Source organism: Kineosporia sp. R_H_3, assembly GCF_002198675.1.
Taxonomy (GTDB): Bacteria; Actinomycetota; Actinomycetes; order Actinomycetales; family Kineosporiaceae; genus R-H-3.
In genome coordinates, this window is record NZ_MWLL01000249.1 from 38156 (window position 1) to 54967 (window position 16812).

Annotated in this window: 16 protein-coding genes; 12 read left to right on the forward strand and 4 right to left on the reverse strand. The window is 74.6% G+C overall.

What is annotated here, in order from left to right; genetic code table 11:
• The first annotated feature begins 22 nt into the window (after nt 1-22).
• Nucleotides 23-1042, forward strand: a complete 1020-nt coding sequence (locus tag ECOMGDLI_RS31760; RefSeq protein ID WP_088320817.1) for a nucleoside hydrolase — start codon at nt 23-25, stop codon at nt 1040-1042.
• Here the strand turns inward: ECOMGDLI_RS31760 and ECOMGDLI_RS36510 are convergent.
• The 3 genes from ECOMGDLI_RS36510 to ECOMGDLI_RS31775 all read right to left on the reverse strand — a co-directional run bounded on the left by ECOMGDLI_RS36510 (nt 999) and on the right by ECOMGDLI_RS31775 (nt 4779).
• A complete protein-coding gene (locus tag ECOMGDLI_RS36510) occupies nt 999-2402 on the reverse strand; it encodes a hypothetical protein (RefSeq protein WP_088320818.1) in 1404 nt (467 codons plus the stop codon). The genes ECOMGDLI_RS31760 and ECOMGDLI_RS36510 overlap by 44 nt on opposite strands.
• 198 nt (nt 2403-2600) lie before the next feature.
• Nucleotides 2601-3488, reverse strand: a complete 888-nt coding sequence (locus ECOMGDLI_RS31770) for a polysaccharide deacetylase family protein (protein ID WP_088320819.1) — start codon at nt 3486-3488, stop codon at nt 2601-2603.
• Nucleotides 3489-3564: 76 nt separating this feature from the next.
• Nucleotides 3565-4779, reverse strand: a complete 1215-nt coding sequence (locus ECOMGDLI_RS31775) for a class I SAM-dependent methyltransferase (RefSeq protein ID WP_088320820.1) — start codon at nt 4777-4779, stop codon at nt 3565-3567.
• Between the two features lie 213 nt (nt 4780-4992).
• Here ECOMGDLI_RS31775 and groES point away from each other — a divergent pair, with 213 nt between their 5' ends.
• The 3 genes from groES to ECOMGDLI_RS31790 all read left to right on the forward strand — a co-directional run bounded on the left by groES (nt 4993) and on the right by ECOMGDLI_RS31790 (nt 7427).
• Nucleotides 4993-5292: a co-chaperone GroES gene (gene groES / locus ECOMGDLI_RS31780; protein WP_088320821.1), complete on the forward strand. Its 300-nt coding sequence runs from the start codon at nt 4993-4995 to the stop codon at nt 5290-5292.
• Nucleotides 5293-5409: 117 nt separating this feature from the next.
• Nucleotides 5410-7038, forward strand: a complete 1629-nt coding sequence (groL, locus tag ECOMGDLI_RS31785) for a chaperonin GroEL (protein WP_088287434.1) — start codon at nt 5410-5412, stop codon at nt 7036-7038.
• Nucleotides 7039-7139: 101 nt separating this feature from the next.
• Complete coding sequence (locus ECOMGDLI_RS31790; protein ID WP_088320822.1) at nt 7140-7427, forward strand: Dabb family protein; 288 nt, start codon at nt 7140-7142, stop codon at nt 7425-7427.
• An 88-nt stretch (nt 7428-7515) separates the two neighbouring features.
• On the opposite strand, the gene ECOMGDLI_RS31795 is transcribed toward ECOMGDLI_RS31790, so the two are convergent.
• Entirely contained in the window at nt 7516-7824 is a 309-nt protein-coding gene (locus ECOMGDLI_RS31795; protein ID WP_088320823.1) for a WhiB family transcriptional regulator, read from the reverse strand.
• Between the two features lie 534 nt (nt 7825-8358).
• Here ECOMGDLI_RS31795 and ECOMGDLI_RS31800 point away from each other — a divergent pair.
• The 8 genes from ECOMGDLI_RS31800 (at nt 8359) to ECOMGDLI_RS31835 (ending at nt 16600) form a co-directional block, all read left to right on the forward strand.
• The gene (locus ECOMGDLI_RS31800; protein WP_088320824.1) at nt 8359-9450 is read left to right on the forward strand and encodes a MerR family transcriptional regulator; all 1092 of its coding nucleotides are present in this window, start codon (nt 8359-8361) and stop codon (nt 9448-9450) included.
• A gap of 275 nt (nt 9451-9725) precedes the next feature.
• Nucleotides 9726-10340, forward strand: coding sequence for a response regulator transcription factor (locus tag ECOMGDLI_RS31805; protein ID WP_088287459.1), 615 nt, complete (start codon nt 9726-9728; stop codon nt 10338-10340).
• 63 nt (nt 10341-10403) lie between these two features.
• Nucleotides 10404-10991, forward strand: coding sequence for an RNA polymerase sigma factor ShbA (shbA, locus tag ECOMGDLI_RS31810; RefSeq protein WP_088320825.1), 588 nt, complete (start codon nt 10404-10406; stop codon nt 10989-10991).
• Nucleotides 10988-12187 carry a hypothetical protein gene (locus ECOMGDLI_RS31815; RefSeq protein WP_088320826.1) on the forward strand — a complete coding sequence of 400 codons (1200 nt, stop codon included), beginning with the start codon at nt 10988-10990 and terminating at the stop codon, nt 12185-12187. Before shbA ends, ECOMGDLI_RS31815 begins: the two co-directional genes overlap by 4 nt.
• Before the next feature lie 110 nt (nt 12188-12297).
• Nucleotides 12298-13773 carry an IMP dehydrogenase gene (gene guaB, locus ECOMGDLI_RS31820; RefSeq protein ID WP_088320854.1) on the forward strand — a complete coding sequence of 492 codons (1476 nt, stop codon included), beginning with the start codon at nt 12298-12300 and terminating at the stop codon, nt 13771-13773.
• Between the two features lie 142 nt (nt 13774-13915).
• On the forward strand, nt 13916-14818 hold the full coding sequence (locus ECOMGDLI_RS31825) for a hypothetical protein (protein ID WP_088320827.1): 903 nt from the start codon (nt 13916-13918) through the stop codon (nt 14816-14818).
• A 60-nt stretch (nt 14819-14878) separates the two neighbouring features.
• Nucleotides 14879-16000 (forward strand): GuaB3 family IMP dehydrogenase-related protein, encoded by a 1122-nt coding sequence (locus ECOMGDLI_RS31830; RefSeq protein ID WP_088320828.1) that lies wholly within the window; start codon nt 14879-14881, stop codon nt 15998-16000.
• A 120-nt stretch (nt 16001-16120) separates the two neighbouring features.
• A complete protein-coding gene (locus tag ECOMGDLI_RS31835) occupies nt 16121-16600 on the forward strand; it encodes a hypothetical protein (protein ID WP_088320829.1) in 480 nt (159 codons plus the stop codon).
• Nucleotides 16601-16812: the final 212 nt, after the last annotated feature.

The window sequence follows — 16812 nt, forward strand, 5'->3', positions numbered from 1 at the left end:
TGCCCGGCTAAGGTGCGGTCCCATGCCCGACCCGAAGCCGATCCCGATCGTCCTCGACGTCGACACCGGGGTGGACGACGCGTGCGCCCTCCTGCTCGGCGCCCGGCACCCGGGGCTCGACCTGCGCGCGGTGACCTGCGTCGCGGGGAACGCCTCGCTCGACCAGGTCGTCGCGAACACGCTGCTCGTGCTGGAGACGGCGGGCCGCACCGACGTCCCCGTCGCCGGCGGTGCGCGCCGTCCGCTCCTCGAGCCGGCCCGGGAGGCGCGGCACGTCCACGGCGACGACGGGATGGGCGACCTCGGGCTGCCGCCGTCGACCCGGGCCGCCGACCCACGGCACGCCGTCGAGCTGCTCCACGCCGTCCTCACCGGGGCCGCCGAGCGCGGCGAGCCGGTGACGCTCGTGCCGCTCGCGCCGATGACGAACATCGCGCTGCTGCTGCGGATGTACCCGGACGCCGCGCGCGGCCTCGCCCGGATCGTCTTCATGGGCGGGGCCGCCCTCGTCGGCAACGCGACCGCGGCCGCCGAGTTCAACGTGTGGCACGACCCGGAGGCGGCCGCGGTCGTCCTCGACGCGGCCGCCGAGCTCGGCATCCCGGTGACGATGTACGGCCTCGACGTCTTCTACGACGTCCGCGTCACCCGGGCCGAGGCGGCCGCGCTCGCCGCCTCGGCCGACCCCGTCGCACGCCTCGCGGGCGGGCTGGTCCTCTTCCAGTGCGAGCGCTTCGGCGCCGACGACGCGACCGTCGGCGACGCCGGTGCGGTCTGCGCGGTGCTCCTCCCGGACGGGCTGCGCACCCAGCAGCTGCCCGTCCGGGTCGAGCTCGCGGGCTCGTGGACCCGGGGCCAGACCGTCGTCGACCAGCGCGCCGACCGCAGCGGCGGCAGCCTCGACCACGCCCACGACCCGCACGGGCTCGCCCCGGCGCTCGTCGACGTCGCGCTCGCCGTCGACGCGAAGGCCTACGCCGAGCTGTGGCTCGGGACGGTCAGCGCAGGATCTTCCGCGTCGTCGTCGCCTTCGCGCTCTTGAGCTGGACGATGCACACGACCTGGCTGGTCGTCGTGCTCCCCGGCAGCGAGACCTCGAAGTCTGAGTACCGCGTCGGGTAGACCGAGAACGCCGAGAGCTTGCTGATCCCGACCGCACCGGTGAGCGGCACCGCGTTGAACTTCGGGTCGCAGATCGAGTTCGCGCGCTTCTTCATCCACTTCCGGTAGGCGGCCTGGGTGGGCAGCGGCTTCTTCGGGTTGGCCTTCTTCCAGTCCTTGATGCCGACGTTGCGCACGAAGAGCACCTCGGTGTTGTGCGCCTTCTTGCACGACACCTCCTTCGCGACGCCCGTGGTGGCGTCGTTCTGCCAGCAGTCGCCCTTGGCCGCGTACGGCACCGACACAGAGTCGCCGGGCAGGCAGTCCATGACCTCGCCGGACGCCGCGACCGCGACGACCGGGGACGACTTGCCGGTCCACACCTTCGTGCCGCCCGCCTTCGCCTTGCGCGCGGCGATCCAGGCCATGACGTCCGTGCGCATCGTGGAGACCTGCGGCGTCTCGCTCGGCGTCACGGCGAAGAAGACCTGCGCGTCGCAGGAGTCCGCGAGGTCGGGGGTGGCGAACGCGTCGAGGGTCTCGCTGTAGCCGCCGGCCTCGACGCCCTCGCCGTCGGTGCGGCCGGACGTCGTGTCGGCCGGGTCGTAGTCGACGGCCAGCCGGAACGAGTACAGGCTCGCGGTCGCCGTCCCCTCGCAGGGGATCGGACCCGCGGCAACGGTGAGGCTGCCGTCGGCGCCGAGCTTCGACTTCTTGCGCATCGCCGACGCGAGGTCCTTCGCCGCGCACGGCGCCGCGGCGACCGACGGGGTCGCGGACGGCGACACCCCGGCGACGCCCGCGGCCTGGCCGCTCGCCGTCGGGCCGGCCTCCGGGGTGTCGTCGCCCCGGCCGGCCGCGACGAGCGCGACGACCACGACGAGCACGAGGACGAGCCCGGCCGCGACCATGCCGAGGACCGCCGCGAGCGGCAGCCCGCGCCGCTTCGGTGCCGGCACGCCGGGGACCCCGGGCGCGCCGGGCGGCTGCTGCCACGCACCGGCGGCGGGCGGGTACTGCGCCTGCCCGTACTGCGGCCCCGCCGGTGGCGGGGCGTACGGCCGGCCCGCGGGCGGCGGGGCGTACGGCTGGCCCGTAGGTGGCCGGCCGTACTGGGGCGGCCCGGCCGGCGGCGCACCGTAGGGCTGCCCGGCCGGGGGAGCGAACGCCGGCGGCGCCCCGTCCTGCGGCCGCCCCTGCGGCGGCGCGGGCGGCGGGGCCGCCGCCTGCTCCGGCTCCGGCAGCGGCTGCGTCCCGCCTTGCTGGTCCTCCGGTCGTCCGTCCTGCTGCGCGCCGTCCATGGCGGTCCTCCCGAGCTCGCACCTGTTCCCCCGACGACGTCCCTGCAGGACCGCCCGGTTCCGTCGGACGGCTGCACGGTTCCCCGGCCCGGTGCGGACCGCGCCCGGTCGTCGCCGACCGGCACCCCCGTGAGAGTGATCAACACCCTAGGGGCAGGGCCGGACACACCGGCACCCCCGTCGTCCCCGCTCCGGGGATCAGGGGCGGCCGTCGAGCCGCACGAACGCGTAGCCGTGGTCGCGGTACCAGGCGACGACGAGCGGGAGGGCCGCCGCGGTGGCGGCCCGGTCGCCGCCGCCGTCGTGGAGCAGCACGACGGGGTGCCGCTCGTCGCCGACAGCCGTCGCGCGGGCCACGATCGCCCGGACCCTGGCGTCGCGGTCGGGCAGGCCCGGCGGGCGGCGCCCGTCGACGCCCTGGACCTCCCAGTCCCGGGTGTCGAGCGACCACAGCGCGACGGTCATCCGCATCCGGTGCGCCGCGGGCCGCACCGTGCCGGGGTGGTGACCGCCCGGCGGCCGGAACCAGCACAGCGGCCGGCCGGTCGCCGCGGCGACGGCCCGCGCCGTCCGGCCGAGCTGGTCGGCGAGGTACGGCGCGGTCCAGCCGCCGTCGACCTCTTGCGGGTACGCGTGGTCCCACGTGTGGTCGCCGAGCAGGTGACCCTCGTCGGCCGCCCGGCGCACGAGCCCCGGGTGCCGGGCCACCTGGCGGCCGACGACGAAGAACGTCGCGTGGACGTGCGCCGCGGCGAGCGCGTCGAGCACCGCCGGGGTGCCGGCGTCCGGGCCGTCGTCGAAGGTCAGCGCGACCGTCGGGGTGTCGCCGTCCCGCGTGTGGGTGACGACGCCGACCGCCGGGGCCGGGCAGCGGCGCTGGAGCGCCGGGACCGCGGGCAGCGGCCCGGTCGCAGGGTCGGTGGCAGCGGTCGGTTCCGTGGTCGGCCGGCCGGCGGAGGGCACAGGAGCCGCCCCGCCCGCAGCAGGGGCGACGAGGCCGAGGAGCGTCGCCGCCACGGCCAGGGCGAGCAGCCGCGGCGTGCGGCCCGTGCGGCCCGTGCGGCCCGTGCGGCCCGTGCGTGGCATCGCGTCCCCCGAACCTCCCGGTCGCAGGCAGGACGCCGGGGCGGGGCCGCGGGTTGTCCGCAGGGCCCCGGCCGGGTCAGCGCAGCGGGCGGACGAACAGCACCGACTGCCGGCCGGCGACCCGGGTGAGCACGATCGTCGCCTCGGCGTCGCCCTCGAGGCGCAGCTGGCGGCGCAGCTGCTCGGGCTCGACGGCCGTGCCGCGCTTCTTGATCGTCAACCGGCCGACGCCCCGGTCGCGCAGCGCCGTCCGCAGGCTCTTGAGCTGGAAGGGCATGACGTCCTCGACCGCGTAGGCCGTCGCGAGCGCCGTCCGGACGACCCGGTCCGACGTCACGTAGGCGATCGTCGGGTCGACGAGGCGGCCCTCGACGAGCGCCGCGACCTGGCCGACGAGCCCGGCCCGGATCACCGCGCCGTCCGGCTCGTAGAGGACCGCGCCGACGGCGCCGGCCTCCGGGTCGGGCATGCCGGCGTCCGTCACCTCGACCGGGTCGGCGGTGTCGACGCCCTCGGCGTCGTCCGGGACGCCGTCCGGCGGCAGCACGAGCGCCGCCCGCCGGACGCCCTCGCGCGCGGTGAGCCCGAACCACAGGGCGCACTCGACGACGTCCCCGCCGACGGACACCCACTGCGCCTCGGCGCCCACGGGCACGAGGTGGTGCGCGATGCCCGGCGCGGTCTTCATGCCGACGGCGGCGAGCCGGCCCGCGAGGCCGACGACGAACTCGAGCGTCGGCGAGCCCTGGCGCGGGTCGAGGACGCGCTTGCCGGACGCCGTCCGCCGGGCCGGGTCGACGAACGCGGCGCCGATGCCGGTGAGGTCGGTGGTCGTCGCGTCCTCGCAGCGGACGACGGCCTCGGGCCAGTGCCGCAGGTTCATCGTCGCGACGGCGGCGGTCAGCTCGTCGCGCTCGACGGCGAGCACCTCGCGGTCGAAGGTCGCCAGGGCCATCGAGTCCGCGCCGATCCCGCAGCCGAGGTCGGCGACCCGCTCGACGCCGGCGGACGCGAAGCGCTGGGCGTGCCGGGCGGCGACGGCGAACCGGGTCGCCTGCTCCAGGCCGGTCGGGGTGAAGAGCATGCCGTCGGCGAAGGGGCCGAACTTGGCCCGGCCGGCGGCGCGCAGCCGGGACTGGGTGAGCGCGGCGGAGACGAGGTCGGCCGGGTGACCGGCGGCGCGCAGCCGCTCGCCGAGCACCATCGCCTCGGCCTCGTCGTAGGGCGGGAGCGACTCCAGCAGCGCCCACCCCTCGGAGGTGAGCAGGGCGGAGATGCCGGACAGGTCCACGCCAGGATCCTTCCACGTCCGCCGGTCGGGCGAGTTCTGGCACTCGAGTTGACCGAGTGCTAACCACCGGCCTAGATTCAGGGCTGGCACTCTCACCCTGAGAGCGCCAACCAGGCAGAGCCCGGCCGGCACCCGCGACGACGGTCGGAACCCGCTCCGCCACCCATATTCCACGCCTTACTCCAGCGACATTCCCGAAGGGGAGGGCAGCACGTGTCGGTCTCCATCAAGCCGCTCGAGGACCGCATCGTCGTCAAGCCGCTCGACGCCGAGCAGACGACGGCCTCCGGCCTGGTCATCCCGGACACCGCGAAGGAGAAGCCCCAGGAGGGCGAGGTCCTCGCGGTCGGTCCGGGCCGTTTCGACGACGAGGGCGAGAAGCGGATCCCGCTCGACGTCAAGGTCGGCGACAAGGTCCTGTACAGCAAGTACGGCGGCACCGAGGTCAAGTACGGCGGCGAGGAGTTCCTCATCCTCTCCGCCCGCGACGTCCTCGCGGTCATCGAGAAGTGATCTCCGGCTGCCGCTGAGGCAGTCACCCACCGCCCCGACCGGCCGGCCCTGCCGGTGGGTCGGGGCGGTTCTCGTTCTGCACCCGGTTCGCCGACCCGAAGAAGGAACCAAGCACCCATGGCCAAGACCCTGGAGTTCGACGACTCCGCGCGGCGCTCCCTCGAGCGCGGCGTCGACGCCCTCGCCAACGCCGTCAAGGTGACGCTCGGCCCGCGCGGCCGCAACGTCGTCATCGACAAGAAGTGGGGCGCCCCGACCATCACGAACGACGGCGTGACCATCGCCAAGGAGATCGAGCTCGAGGACTCGTACGAGAACCTCGGTGCCCAGCTCGCCAAGGAGGTCGCCACCAAGACGAACGACGTCGCGGGTGACGGCACCACCACCGCGACCGTTCTCGCGCAGGCCATGGTCCACGAGGGCCTGCGCAACGTCGCCGCCGGCGCCGGCCCGGCCGCGCTCAAGCGCGGGATCGACGCCGCCGTCGACGCGGTGAGCGCCAAGCTCCTCGATGTCGCCCGCGAGGTCGACGGCAAGGAGGAGATCGCCCACGTCGCGACCATCTCCGCGCAGGACCGGTCGATCGGCGAGCTCATCGCCGACGCGTTCGACAAGGTCGGCAAGGACGGCGTCATCACCGTCGAGGAGTCCTCGACGACCGCCCTCGAGCTCGAGTTCTCCGAGGGCATGCAGTTCGACAAGGGCTACATCTCGCCGTACTTCGTCACCGACCCGGAGCGGATGGAGGCCGTCCTCGAGGACGCCTACATCCTCATCCACCAGAACAAGATCTCGGCGATCAGCGACCTGCTCCCGCTCCTGGAGAAGGTCCTCCAGGCCGGCAAGCCGCTCTTCATCGTCGCCGAGGACATCGAGGGCGAGGCGCTCTCCACCCTCGTCGTCAACAAGATCCGCGGCACCTTCACCGCCGTCGCCGTCAAGGCGCCGGGCTTCGGTGACCGCCGCAAGGCGATGCTCCAGGACCTCGCCACCCTCACCGGTGCGCAGGTCGTGTCGGCCGAGGTCGGCCTCAAGCTCGACCAGGTCGGCATCGAGGTGCTCGGCACCGCGCGTCGCGTCGTCGTCACCAAGGACACGACCACGGTCGTCGACGGTGCGGGCGAGGCGTCCGAGGTCGCCGGTCGCGTGCAGCAGATCAAGGCCGAGATCGAGCGGACCGACTCCGACTGGGACCGCGAGAAGCTCCAGGAGCGCCTCGCGAAGCTCGCCGGCGGCGTGTGCGTCATCAAGGTCGGCGCGCACACCGAGGTCGAGCTCAAGGAGAAGAAGCACCGCATCGAGGACGCCGTCTCGGCGACCCGCGCGGCGATCGAGGAGGGCATCGTCGCCGGCGGCGGCAGCGCTCTCGTCCACGCCGTCTCGGTCCTCGACGACTCGCTCGGCCTCACGGGCGACGAGGCGACCGGTGTCTCCATCGTCCGCAAGGCCGCTGTGGAGCCGCTGCGCTGGATCGCCGAGAACGCCGGTCTCGAGGGCTACGTCGCCGTCGAGAAGGTCCGCGCGCTCCCGGTCGGCCAGGGCCTCGACGCCTCGAAGAACGACTACGCCGACCTCATCGCCCGGGGCGTCATCGACCCGGTCAAGGTCACCCGCTCCGCGCTGCGCAACGCCGCCTCGATCGCGTCGATGGTGCTCACGACCGACACCCTCGTCGTCGAGAAGAAGGAGCCGGCCCCGGCCGACGCCGGTGGCCACGGCGGGCACGGGCACGGGCACGGTCACTGACCGAGGCACCTGCACCACTTGCAGTTCCTGAGCACGCGCACGAGGCCCGGACGGCCCGCCGTCCGGGCCTCGTCGTCCGTCACCGGTCCACGGAGGTCGCCATGATCCGCAACGTCGTCGTCGGCCGGCTCCGGGACGGCGTCCCGCTGGAGGCGCTGCGCCCCGGGCTGGCGGCGATCGCCGCGCTCGAGCCGCCGGGCCTCGTCTCCTGCCGGGTGGGCACGGACCTGCGGCTGCGCGAGCAGTCGTGGGACTTCGCGATCACCTCGGACTTCGTCGACGAGGCGGCCTACCGGGCCTACGACGCCGAGACGGAGCACAACCGGGTGCGGCGCGAGCTGTTCGACCCGCTGTGCACGCAGATCGCCCGGGTCCAGTTCGAGGTCTGAGGTCGGGACGGTCAGGACGCGCACGAGAGGCCCGGCTCCCCCAGGGGAGCCGGGCCTCTCGCGGTGGACCGGTGGACCGGTACGTGGGTCAGCTGGCCGCGGCGACCGGCGCGCGACGGCGACGCTCGGTCGAGTAGTACGCCTCGCGGTCGTCCTCGGTGAGGCCGCCCCAGACGCCGTACGGCTCGCGGACGGCGAGGGCGTGCTCGCGGCACTCCTTCATGACCGGGCACGAACCGCAGATCGACTTCGCCGCCGCGTCGCGGTTGCGGCGGGCCGGGCCGCGCTCGCCCTCGGGGTGGAAGAAGAGCGTCGGGTCGGCCTCGCGGCACGAGCCCTGCAGCTGCCACTCCCACAGGTCGGCCACGGGGCCGGGGAGCCGGGAGATCTCAGCCATGTCCAACACCCTCTTCTTCGCTGCACGCTCGCCGGCCGGGGCGGCCGGGGTCGGGCAATCGCCTGGATTCCTGACTTGTTCTTCGTGCTTGGTGCGTGAGTCCGACACTAACAACCGTTGCAGAGGTTGTTCAAGTACTTCGCGCCAGAAGTTGTTCACAGGTTGTTCGCAGGATCCGGGACGGCGTCCGGCGAGGGCCGCCGGCGACGTTGCCTGGCGTGTCCCGTTCGCTGTCACTGCAGGTCAGCGCCCTGATCGAGGGCCGATCCGCGGTGCGCGGGTGCGGGTCCGCCGATCCGGCGGGCCCGACAACCTGTTCAACGGTGCGCGCAACGCTCCGGTGCCCACGACGTACCCCTCTGCTCGCAACCTCAACCACGATTTCGTGAGTGATTGCGCGCTGACGTTCTCCCGTCACAGCGGGCGACGAGTAGCGACGTGAGGGCACTGACCGTCGCCCCGTGGTCACACGTGGTCCCTGGTCCGTTCGTGTCCGGGTGGCAGGTCGGGCCCCTGGCCTGGACAATCGGTCGCATGACGGCCGTCGGTGACTCCAGCGCGGGCCCGCAGCCCATGCTCACCGTGGCCGCTGTGGCGCGCAGGCTCGGGGTGGCGCCGTCCACCCTGCGCACGTGGGACCGCCGGTACGGGCTCGGCCCGTCGGCGCACACGGCCGGCTCGCACCGCCGGTACAGCGCCAGCGACCTGGCCCGCCTCGTCGTCATGCGCCGTCTGACCGGCGAGGGCGTCCCGCCGGCGGAGGCCGCGCAGATCGCCAAGGCCGGCGGGCCCGTCTCCGTCGTGCCGCCGATCCCGACCGAGCACGCCGACGACTGGGAGGCCGACCTCTTCCCGGCCATGTCGCAGCGTGCCGGCGCGGCCGTCACCCCGTGGGCGGACGCCGCGGTGCTCGGGATCCCCGCCGCGCGGACCGGCCCCGACGCCCCCGGCCTGTGGCCGACGCGCGCCGACCGACCGCAGCGCTCCGGCGGCGGCCGGGTCGTCTCGCTGCCCGAGGGGAGCCCGCAGGCGCGCGGCCTCGCCCGGGCCGCCATGTCCCTCGACACCGTCGAGGTGACCCGGCTCCTGCGGGACGCCATCCGCAGCTACGGCACCGTCCGCGCCTGGGACGACATGGCCATGCCGGTGCTCCACGCCATCGGCGAGCGCTGGATGCAGACCGGTGACGGCGTGGAGATCGAGCACGCGTTCTCCGAAGCGGTCGTCGGGGTCTTCCGCGGTGTCTCCGCGTCGCTGCGCCGGGCCCGGAACACCCGCCCCGTGCTCCTCGCCTGCGCCGAGGGCGACTACCACACGCTCCCGCTGCACGCCCTCGCCGCGGCCCTCGCCGAGGAGGAGGTCGGCTGCCGGCTGCTCGGCGTCGGGATGCCCGCGGACGCGCTCGTGGCCGCCGTCCGGCGCAGCGGCCCCGCCGCGGTGTTCCTCTACGCCCGGCTCGCGACCGACGACATCGCCGTCCTCGACACGGTCCCGCGCCAGCGCCCGGCGCCGCGGCTCGTCGTCGGCGGCCCCGGCTGGGTCGACGGGGACCTCCCCGCGGCCGCGGTCCGTGTCAGCTCGCTCGTCGAGGCCGTCGACGAGATCCTCGGCGCCGTCCACCTCTGACCTGCGGCTCTGATCTGCGGCCCTGATCTGCGGCCCCTGACCTGCGGCGCGGCCGGCGCACGGCCCGTTCCTGCCACGGCGGGACGACGTCCCGACGGCTCCCGGTGGAACCTCCGGTCGAACTCCTCACCGCCTTCCGCTCAGGTTCACCCCGCCCGTTGACGACATCTTCAGGAGCCGGGTCCCTTCACAGGAGGTGATCGGACACCGGGGACGCCGTCACCCGCGGCGACCCGGACCGGCGTGGCTGCGCAACAGGAAATGGGGTGTCCGGGGTGGCAACGGTCCTCGTGTGCGACGACTCGGCGCTTGTCCGAGAGACCCTCCACCGGGTCCTGGCGACGGTGCCGGGGATCACCCGGGTGGTCGACGCCTGCTCCGGCGAGGAGGCGCTCGCGCGCTGGCCCGTCGAGCGTCCGTCGCTGGTCCTCATGGACGTCCGGATGCCCGGGATCGGTGGCGTCGAGGCGACCCGGCGGCTGCTCGCGCGGCACCCGGAGGCGATCGTGGTCATGGTGACGGTCGCAGAAGACGCCGAAGGTGTCGCAAGGGCAGTGGCGAGCGGCGCCCGCGGCTATCTTGTCAAGGACGCGACGCGAGAGGAGATGGCCGCCACCGTGGTCCACGCGCTGTCGGACGCCGTCTGGCGCCGCCCCGTACCCGCCCCGCGCTCCGTCGAGGGCTCGGCCGCCGCGCCCGCTCTCACCGAGCGCGAGATGCAGGTGCTCACCGGCATGAGCCGCGGTCGCAGCAACTCCGAGATCGGCAAGGAGCTGTTCCTCTCCGAGGACACCGTCAAGACCCACGCCCGGCGACTGTTCCGCAAGCTGGGGGCGGCTGACCGCGCCCAGGCCGTCGCGGTCGGCTTCCGCTGGGGACTGGTGCGCTGAGGTCCGGTGGCGGTCGGGGGCGACGACGACGGCAGGGGTGTAACGAACCGCCCCCGTCGTGCGATGTCACGTGCGGACGACGGCACGGTCGAGCTGGGGGGGCTCGCCGCGCGAGCGGTCACGGGGGACCGGCAGGCGATGGAGCAGCTGCTCGCCGCCGTCCACACCCTGGTCCACCGCTACTGCCGGGCCCGCCTCTCGAGGTTCCCCGGCTCCGAGCACGCCGCGGACGACGTGGCGCAGGAGGTGTGCGTCGCCGTGCTGTCCGCCCTGCCGCGCTACCGGGACGACGGCAAGCCCTTCGAGGCCTTCGTCTACCGGGTGGCCGCGAACAAGGTGGCGGACGCGCAGCGCAGCGTCTTCCGGCACGCGCAGCCGCAGGCGGACATCCCCGACACGGTCGACCTGTCCGACGGTCCTGAGGAGCACGCCGTCCGCTCGTCGGACGCCGAGCAGGCGCGGGCGCTCCTCGACCAGCTCCCCGACACCCTCCGGGAGCTCCTCGTGCTCCGGGTCGCCGTCGGGCTGTCGGCGGACGAGACCGGGCGCGCCCTCGGGATGAGCGCGGGTGCCGTCCGGGTCGCGCAGCACCGCGCCGTCCAGCGGCTGCGGGCGCTCGCGACGAGCGAGCCCGTCCGGGGCACGGCGTGACCCGCGACGGGGTCCCGGCCGACCCGCGCGTCCCCGGTGGCCGGGGCGCCGAGGACGAGGTGGACCTGCGGGCCGTGGACGTCGCCGCCGTCGCCGCGACCGACGTGCTGCTCGACCGGCTCGCGGCACGTCGCCCGCTCGCGGAGGACCTGGACGACCCCGCGGCAGCGGTGCTCGCGCTCCTCGCGGCGGAGGTCGACCTCAACCCCGTCCCGGAGGACGCGCTGCGGCGCGAGCTCTTCGACCTCGGCGTGTGGCCGCTCGTGCCGTCGGGCACCCCGCCGACCTCCTTCCTGCCGCCGACCGAGGTGCTCGACCTGCGCCCCGCGTGGCGCGAGGACCCCGCCCCCGCCCGTGGCCCCGCAGGGGAGCCCGTCGGCGGCCCGGCGTGGCGCAGCGACCGGCCCGGTGCCGGGCTGCCGGGGATCCCGGCCGCGCGACGGGGGGAGGCCGACGTCCCGCGCCCGCTCCGGGTGCGCGTCCGGCTGCTCGCCGTGGCCGCCACCGTCGTCGTCGGCCTGTGCGGCGTGAGCGCCGCGGTCACCGGGGCGTGGAACCCGGTGCGCGGCGGCTCGATCATCGCCGGCACCGACGAGGGCAGCCAGATCGAGGACGTCGTCCTCGCAGGCCTCGACCTCGTCGACTCGAACGACCTGTCCGCCGCGGAGGCCCGGCTCGAGGACGCCCACCGGCGGGCGAGGAACGCCGACCTCACGTCGGCCCAGCGCAAGAAGGTCGACGCCGCGCTGCGCAAGCTCGCGACCGCGCTCGTCGAGGCCGGGTTCCCGGTGCCGCCCCAGCTGCTGCCGGACGTCATCGCGACGGCGCCCGCCGCGCCCGACGAGGCGGCCCCGAGCGCCGTCCCGACGACCGACGTGCCCTCGGCGCGGACCTCCTCGACGACGGCGACGTCCGAGCCGAGCGAGGTCGAGGAGTCGACGACGACCGACCCGCCCGCCCCGACGCAGGACGAGGAGACGTCCTCGTCGACGACGCCCCGCCCGTCGTCGACGAGCGCCTCGCGGACGACGGAGCCGGAGACATCCTCGACCTCGTCGACGCGGACGACGGGCCCGCCGAGCGACAAGGGCGGCCCGACGAGGACGAAGACCAAGACGAAGGCAAGCCGGACGGCTGACGGTCCTGCGCCGAGCGGTCGGGAGCGCCGTCCGCGGTCGGTAGAATCCTCGGGGTGAGCATCGCCGAGGACCGCGCCGTCGAACCTGCCACCGCCTCCGACGACCTCTTCGCCGAACCGGGCCTCGCGCCCGCGCCGGCCCGGGACGAGGCCTCCGTCTTCACGGGTCTGGGACTGACCTACGACGACGTCCTGCTCCTGCCGAGCGACACCGACGTGGTTCCGAGCGAGGTCGAGACGACCTCGTGGCTGACCCGCCGGATCCAGGTCCGCACGCCGATCGTCTCGGCGGCCATGGACACCGTGACCGAGGCCCGGATGGCGATCGCCATGGCCCGTCAGGGCGGCATCGGGGTGCTCCACCGCAACCTGTCGATCGAGGACCAGGCCTACCAGGTCGACCTCGTGAAGCGGACCCAGACCGGGATGATCTCCAACCCCGTCGTCATCGGCCCGCAGGCCACCCTCGAGCAGCTCGACGAGCTGTGCGGCCGCTACCGCGTCTCCGGCCTGCCGGTCGTGGACGGCGACGAGCGCCTCATCGGCATCGTCACGAACCGCGACCTGCGGTTCACCCCGGTCGGCACCTGGGCGACGACGCTCGTGCGCGACGTCATGACGCCGATGCCGCTCGTCACCGCGCCGGAGGGGATCAGCCGCGAGGACGCGACGGCCCTGCTGCGCCAGCACAAGCGCGAGCGGCTGCCCATCGTCGACGGCGACGGCCGGCTCGTCGGGCTCATCACGGTCAAGGACTTCGTGAAGTCCGAGCAGTTCCCGAACGCGAGCAAGGACGCGGACGGCCGGCTCCTCGTCGCCGCCGCGGTCGGCTACTTCGGCGACGCGTGGGAGCGGGCGACGACGCTCGTCGAGGCCGGGGTCGACGTCCTCGTGCCCGACGTCGCGAACGGCCACGCGCGGCTCATGCTCGACATGATCAAGCGGCTCAAGTCCGACCCGGCGACCCGGCACGTCCAGGTGCTCGCCGGCAACGTCGCGACCCGCGCCGGTGCGCAGGCGCTCGTCGACGCCGGTGCCGACGCGGTCAAGGTCGGCGTCGGGCCGGGCTCGATCTGCACGACGCGCGTCGTCGCCGGGGTCGGCGTCCCGCAGGTCACGGCGATCCACCAGGCGTCGCTCGCCTGCCGCCCCGCCGGGGTGCCGGTCGTCGCGGACGGCGGCCTGCAGTACTCCGGCGACATCGCCAAGGCGCTCGTCGCGGGTGCCGACACGGTGATGATCGGTTCGCTGCTCGCCGGCTGCGAGGAGAGCCCGGGCGACCTGCTCCTCGTCAACGGCAAGCAGTACAAGTCGTACCGGGGGATGGGCTCGCTCGGTGCGATGAGCTCGCGCGGCAAGAAGTCGTTCTCCAAGGACCGGTACTTCCAGGCCGACGTCCAGTCCGACGACCGGATCGTCCCCGAGGGCATCGAGGGCCAGGTGCCCTACCGCGGCACGCTGTCGGCGGTCATGCACCAGCTCGTCGGCGGCCTGCACCAGTCGATGTTCTACGTCGGCGCCCGCTCGATCCCCGAGCTGCAGGCCAAGGGCCAGTTCGTGCAGATCACCGCCGCGGGCCTCAAGGAGAGCCACCCGCACGACATCCAGATGACCGTCGAGGCGCCGAACTACACGCGGCGCTGACGCGTCGCGCCACAGCTTCGTCGTTGGTCGGCGACTCCCCGGACCAATCCCGGTGCGTCGCGGGGTAACGACGAACCTGTGGCGCGGGCACCCTGTGGACAACTTCTCCGGGGTTCGTCGTGGGTGCGCGACGATGCCGGCCATGGACGCTCACGAGGTGATCCGCCGGCTCGGAGGAACGGCTCCGTACGACGTCGTCGTGACGCACGCGACGCAGGCGTCGCTGCGCCGCGCGGTCCGGGAGGGGCGGGTGCTCCGTCTCTCGCGCGGGGTCTACGGGTTGCCCGAGCTTCCCGTCCCGGCCGCCGCCGCGGCCGCGGTCCGCGGCGTCGTCTCCCACGTCTCGGCCGCGCGGATCCACGGACTCCGGGTGCCGACCGCGCCCTCCTCGGTGCACGTCACCGTGCGACCGGGGGCGCGCCCGCCGGTGCTGCCGCAGGTCACCGTCCACTGGAGCCGGCTCGCGCCGAGCGACGTCACCGACGGCGTCACGACGGTGCTCCGAACGGTCCTGGACTGCGCACTCACGCTGCCGTTCGGGGAAGCGGTCGCGGTCGCGGACAGCGCCCTCGCCGAGCAGATGCTGGTCAAGAGCGACCTGATCGTCGCGGCGTACGCGCAGCCGCCCCGCCGACGGGGCCGCTGCGTCCGGGTCGCCGAGGCGGCCGACGGCGGCGCGGACACGATGTTCGAGTCGTTCACCCGCGCGCTGCTCGTCGACGCCGGGGTGGGCGGGTTCGTGACGCAGCTCCCGGTGCTGCTCCCGGGGTTCACGGTGCACGTCGACCTCGGGGACCCGTACCGCAGGGTCGCCGTGGAGGCCGAGGGGTTCGAGTACCACTCGGACAAGGTGGCCTTCGCCCGGGACTGCGAGCGGTACACCGAGCTGGCAGCAGCCGACTGGCTGGTCTGCCGCTTCACCTGGGCGCAGGTGCGGTTCCGGCCGGAGTGGGTCGTCGACGTCGTCCGGCGGACCCGAGGCCTGCGCGCGCCACAGCCTCGTCGACACCTCGCGACGCCCCGGGTTGCCACCGGTGTGTCGTAGGGCAACGACGACGCTGTGGCGCGGACCGGCGGGCCGGCACCACCCCGATAGCCTGGGGTCGTGAACGAGATCGAGATCGGGCGCGGGAAGCGCGGCCGCCGGGCCTACACCTTCGACGACGTCGCGATCGTCCCGAGCCGGCGCACCCGCGACCCGGAGGAGGTCTCCGTCGCCTGGCAGATCGACGCCTACCGCTTCGAGCTGCCCGTCGTGGCGGCGCCGATGGACTCGGTCATGTCGCCGTCGACCGCCGTCGCGCTGGGCCGGCTCGGCGGGCTCGGCGTGCTCGACCTCGAGGGCCTGTGGACCCGCTACGAGGACCCGGAGCCGCTGCTCGCGGAGATCGCCTCGCTCGACCCGGTCGCCGCGACCGCGCGGATGCAGGAGATCTACGCCGAGGAGGTCAAGCCCGACCTCATCGCGGCCCGGGTCAAGGAGATGCGCGACGCGGGCGTCACGGTCGCCGGCTCGCTGACTCCGCAGCGCACCCAGCAGCTCTGGAAGGCCGTCGTCGACGCCGGTGTCGACCTGTTCGTCATCCGCGGGACGACGGTCTCCGCCGAGCACGTCTCGGGCCGGGCCGAGCCGCTCAACCTCAAGCGGTTCATCTACGAGCTCGACGTGCCGGTCGTCGTCGGCGGCTGCGCGACGTACACCGCGGCGCTGCACCTCATGCGCACCGGTGCGGCCGGCGTCCTCGTCGGGTTCGGCGGCGGGGCGACCCACACGACCCGCACCGTCCTCGGCATCCATGCCCCGATGGCCACCGCGATCGCGGACGTCGCGGCGGCCCGCCGGGACTACATGGACGAGTCCGGCGGCCGGTACGTGCACGTCATCGCGGACGGCGGGATGGGGCGCTCCGGCGAGGTCGTCAAGGCCGTCGCGTGCGGCGCGGACGCGGTCATGCTCGGTGCCGCCCTCGCCCGCGCGGTCGAGGCGCCCGGCCGCGGGCACCACTGGGGCCCCGAGGCGCACCACCCCCTCGTGCCGCGCGGCGAGCGCGGGCACGTCGGCACCGTCGGGTCGCTCGAGGAGATCCTCCTCGGGCCCGGCCGGACCGCGGACGGCACGACGAACCTCATCGGCGCGCTGCGCCGCTCGATGGCGACGACGGGCTACTCCGACCTCAAGGAGTTCCAGCGCGTCGAGGTCGTGGTGTCCCAGTACCAGCCGTCCTGAACAGTCGCTGAACTGCGACGACGCCCTGGTCGCGCTCCCAGTGCTGCGGAGCGTGATCAACCGTAGCGAAAGCGCCAACAACCGTTGGCGCGTGCGGCGGCCGTGGGTACCTTGCCCGGCATGTCCATCGTGTCCGGTGCGGCGACGCAGGACCCGCGCACGCCGTCCTCGCCCCGGCGGCTCCTCCTGGCGGTCGCCGGTGTGGTCGGTGTCCTCGCGGCGGGCCTCGTCGCGCTGCAGCTGTCCGTCGGCGGGGTGCCGCTGCTCGACACGCTCGTGCCGGTGGCCGGCGACGACCTCGTCGTCGAGGACGCCCCCGCGCCGCCGCTCGACTGCGGCACCGCCGCGGCCGAGGGCAGCCTGCTGGCCCGCGACCCCGAGGACGACGGCCGGCGCGACCTCGCGGCAGCCGCCGAGGAGCAGCGGCTCGTGTCTCCCGAGGCGGACGTGCTCGTGCGGGTGAGCGCCCACCGCACGAGCGACGGCGGCGTGGCCGTCGTCTGGGACGACGCCCAGGGCCGGGCCCGGCTGGTGCTGTCCTACGTGCCCGCGCAGGACGGCTACGTGCTCGCCGCGCGGAGCGGCTGCGACGCGGGCTGACGGCACGACCCGGCTCCGCCAGGGACCGGTGGCACGGCGCACCGCCCCGGGCCGTCCTAGGGTGGAGGCATGAGCAACGGCCTGGAACCCACTGCGCCGAGCGCCTCGTCGGGCCCCTCCGCGACCACCCCGTCCGCCCCCAGGCGCACCCGCCGCGCGACCGCCGCCGCGAGCGCCCCGAAGTCCGCCGGGGGCAACGCCTCGGGCAACGC

Coding starts and splice junctions, on each gene's coding strand:
- shbA (WP_088320825.1), top strand. CDS start 10,404: ATGTCACGTGCGGACGACGGCACGGTCGAGCTGGGGGGGCTCGCCGCG.
- ECOMGDLI_RS36510 (WP_088320818.1), bottom strand. CDS start 2,402: ATGGACGGCGCGCAGCAGGACGGACGACCGGAGGACCAGCAAGGCGGG.
- ECOMGDLI_RS31795 (WP_088320823.1), bottom strand. CDS start 7,824: ATGGCTGAGATCTCCCGGCTCCCCGGCCCCGTGGCCGACCTGTGGGAG.
- ECOMGDLI_RS31800 (WP_088320824.1), top strand. CDS start 8,359: ATGACGGCCGTCGGTGACTCCAGCGCGGGCCCGCAGCCCATGCTCACC.
- ECOMGDLI_RS31790 (WP_088320822.1), top strand. CDS start 7,140: ATGATCCGCAACGTCGTCGTCGGCCGGCTCCGGGACGGCGTCCCGCTG.
- ECOMGDLI_RS31835 (WP_088320829.1), top strand. CDS start 16,121: ATGTCCATCGTGTCCGGTGCGGCGACGCAGGACCCGCGCACGCCGTCC.
- ECOMGDLI_RS31760 (WP_088320817.1), top strand. CDS start 23: ATGCCCGACCCGAAGCCGATCCCGATCGTCCTCGACGTCGACACCGGG.
- ECOMGDLI_RS31825 (WP_088320827.1), top strand. CDS start 13,916: ATGGACGCTCACGAGGTGATCCGCCGGCTCGGAGGAACGGCTCCGTAC.
- ECOMGDLI_RS31770 (WP_088320819.1), bottom strand. CDS start 3,488: ATGCCACGCACGGGCCGCACGGGCCGCACGGGCCGCACGGGCCGCACG.
- groL (WP_088287434.1), top strand. CDS start 5,410: ATGGCCAAGACCCTGGAGTTCGACGACTCCGCGCGGCGCTCCCTCGAG.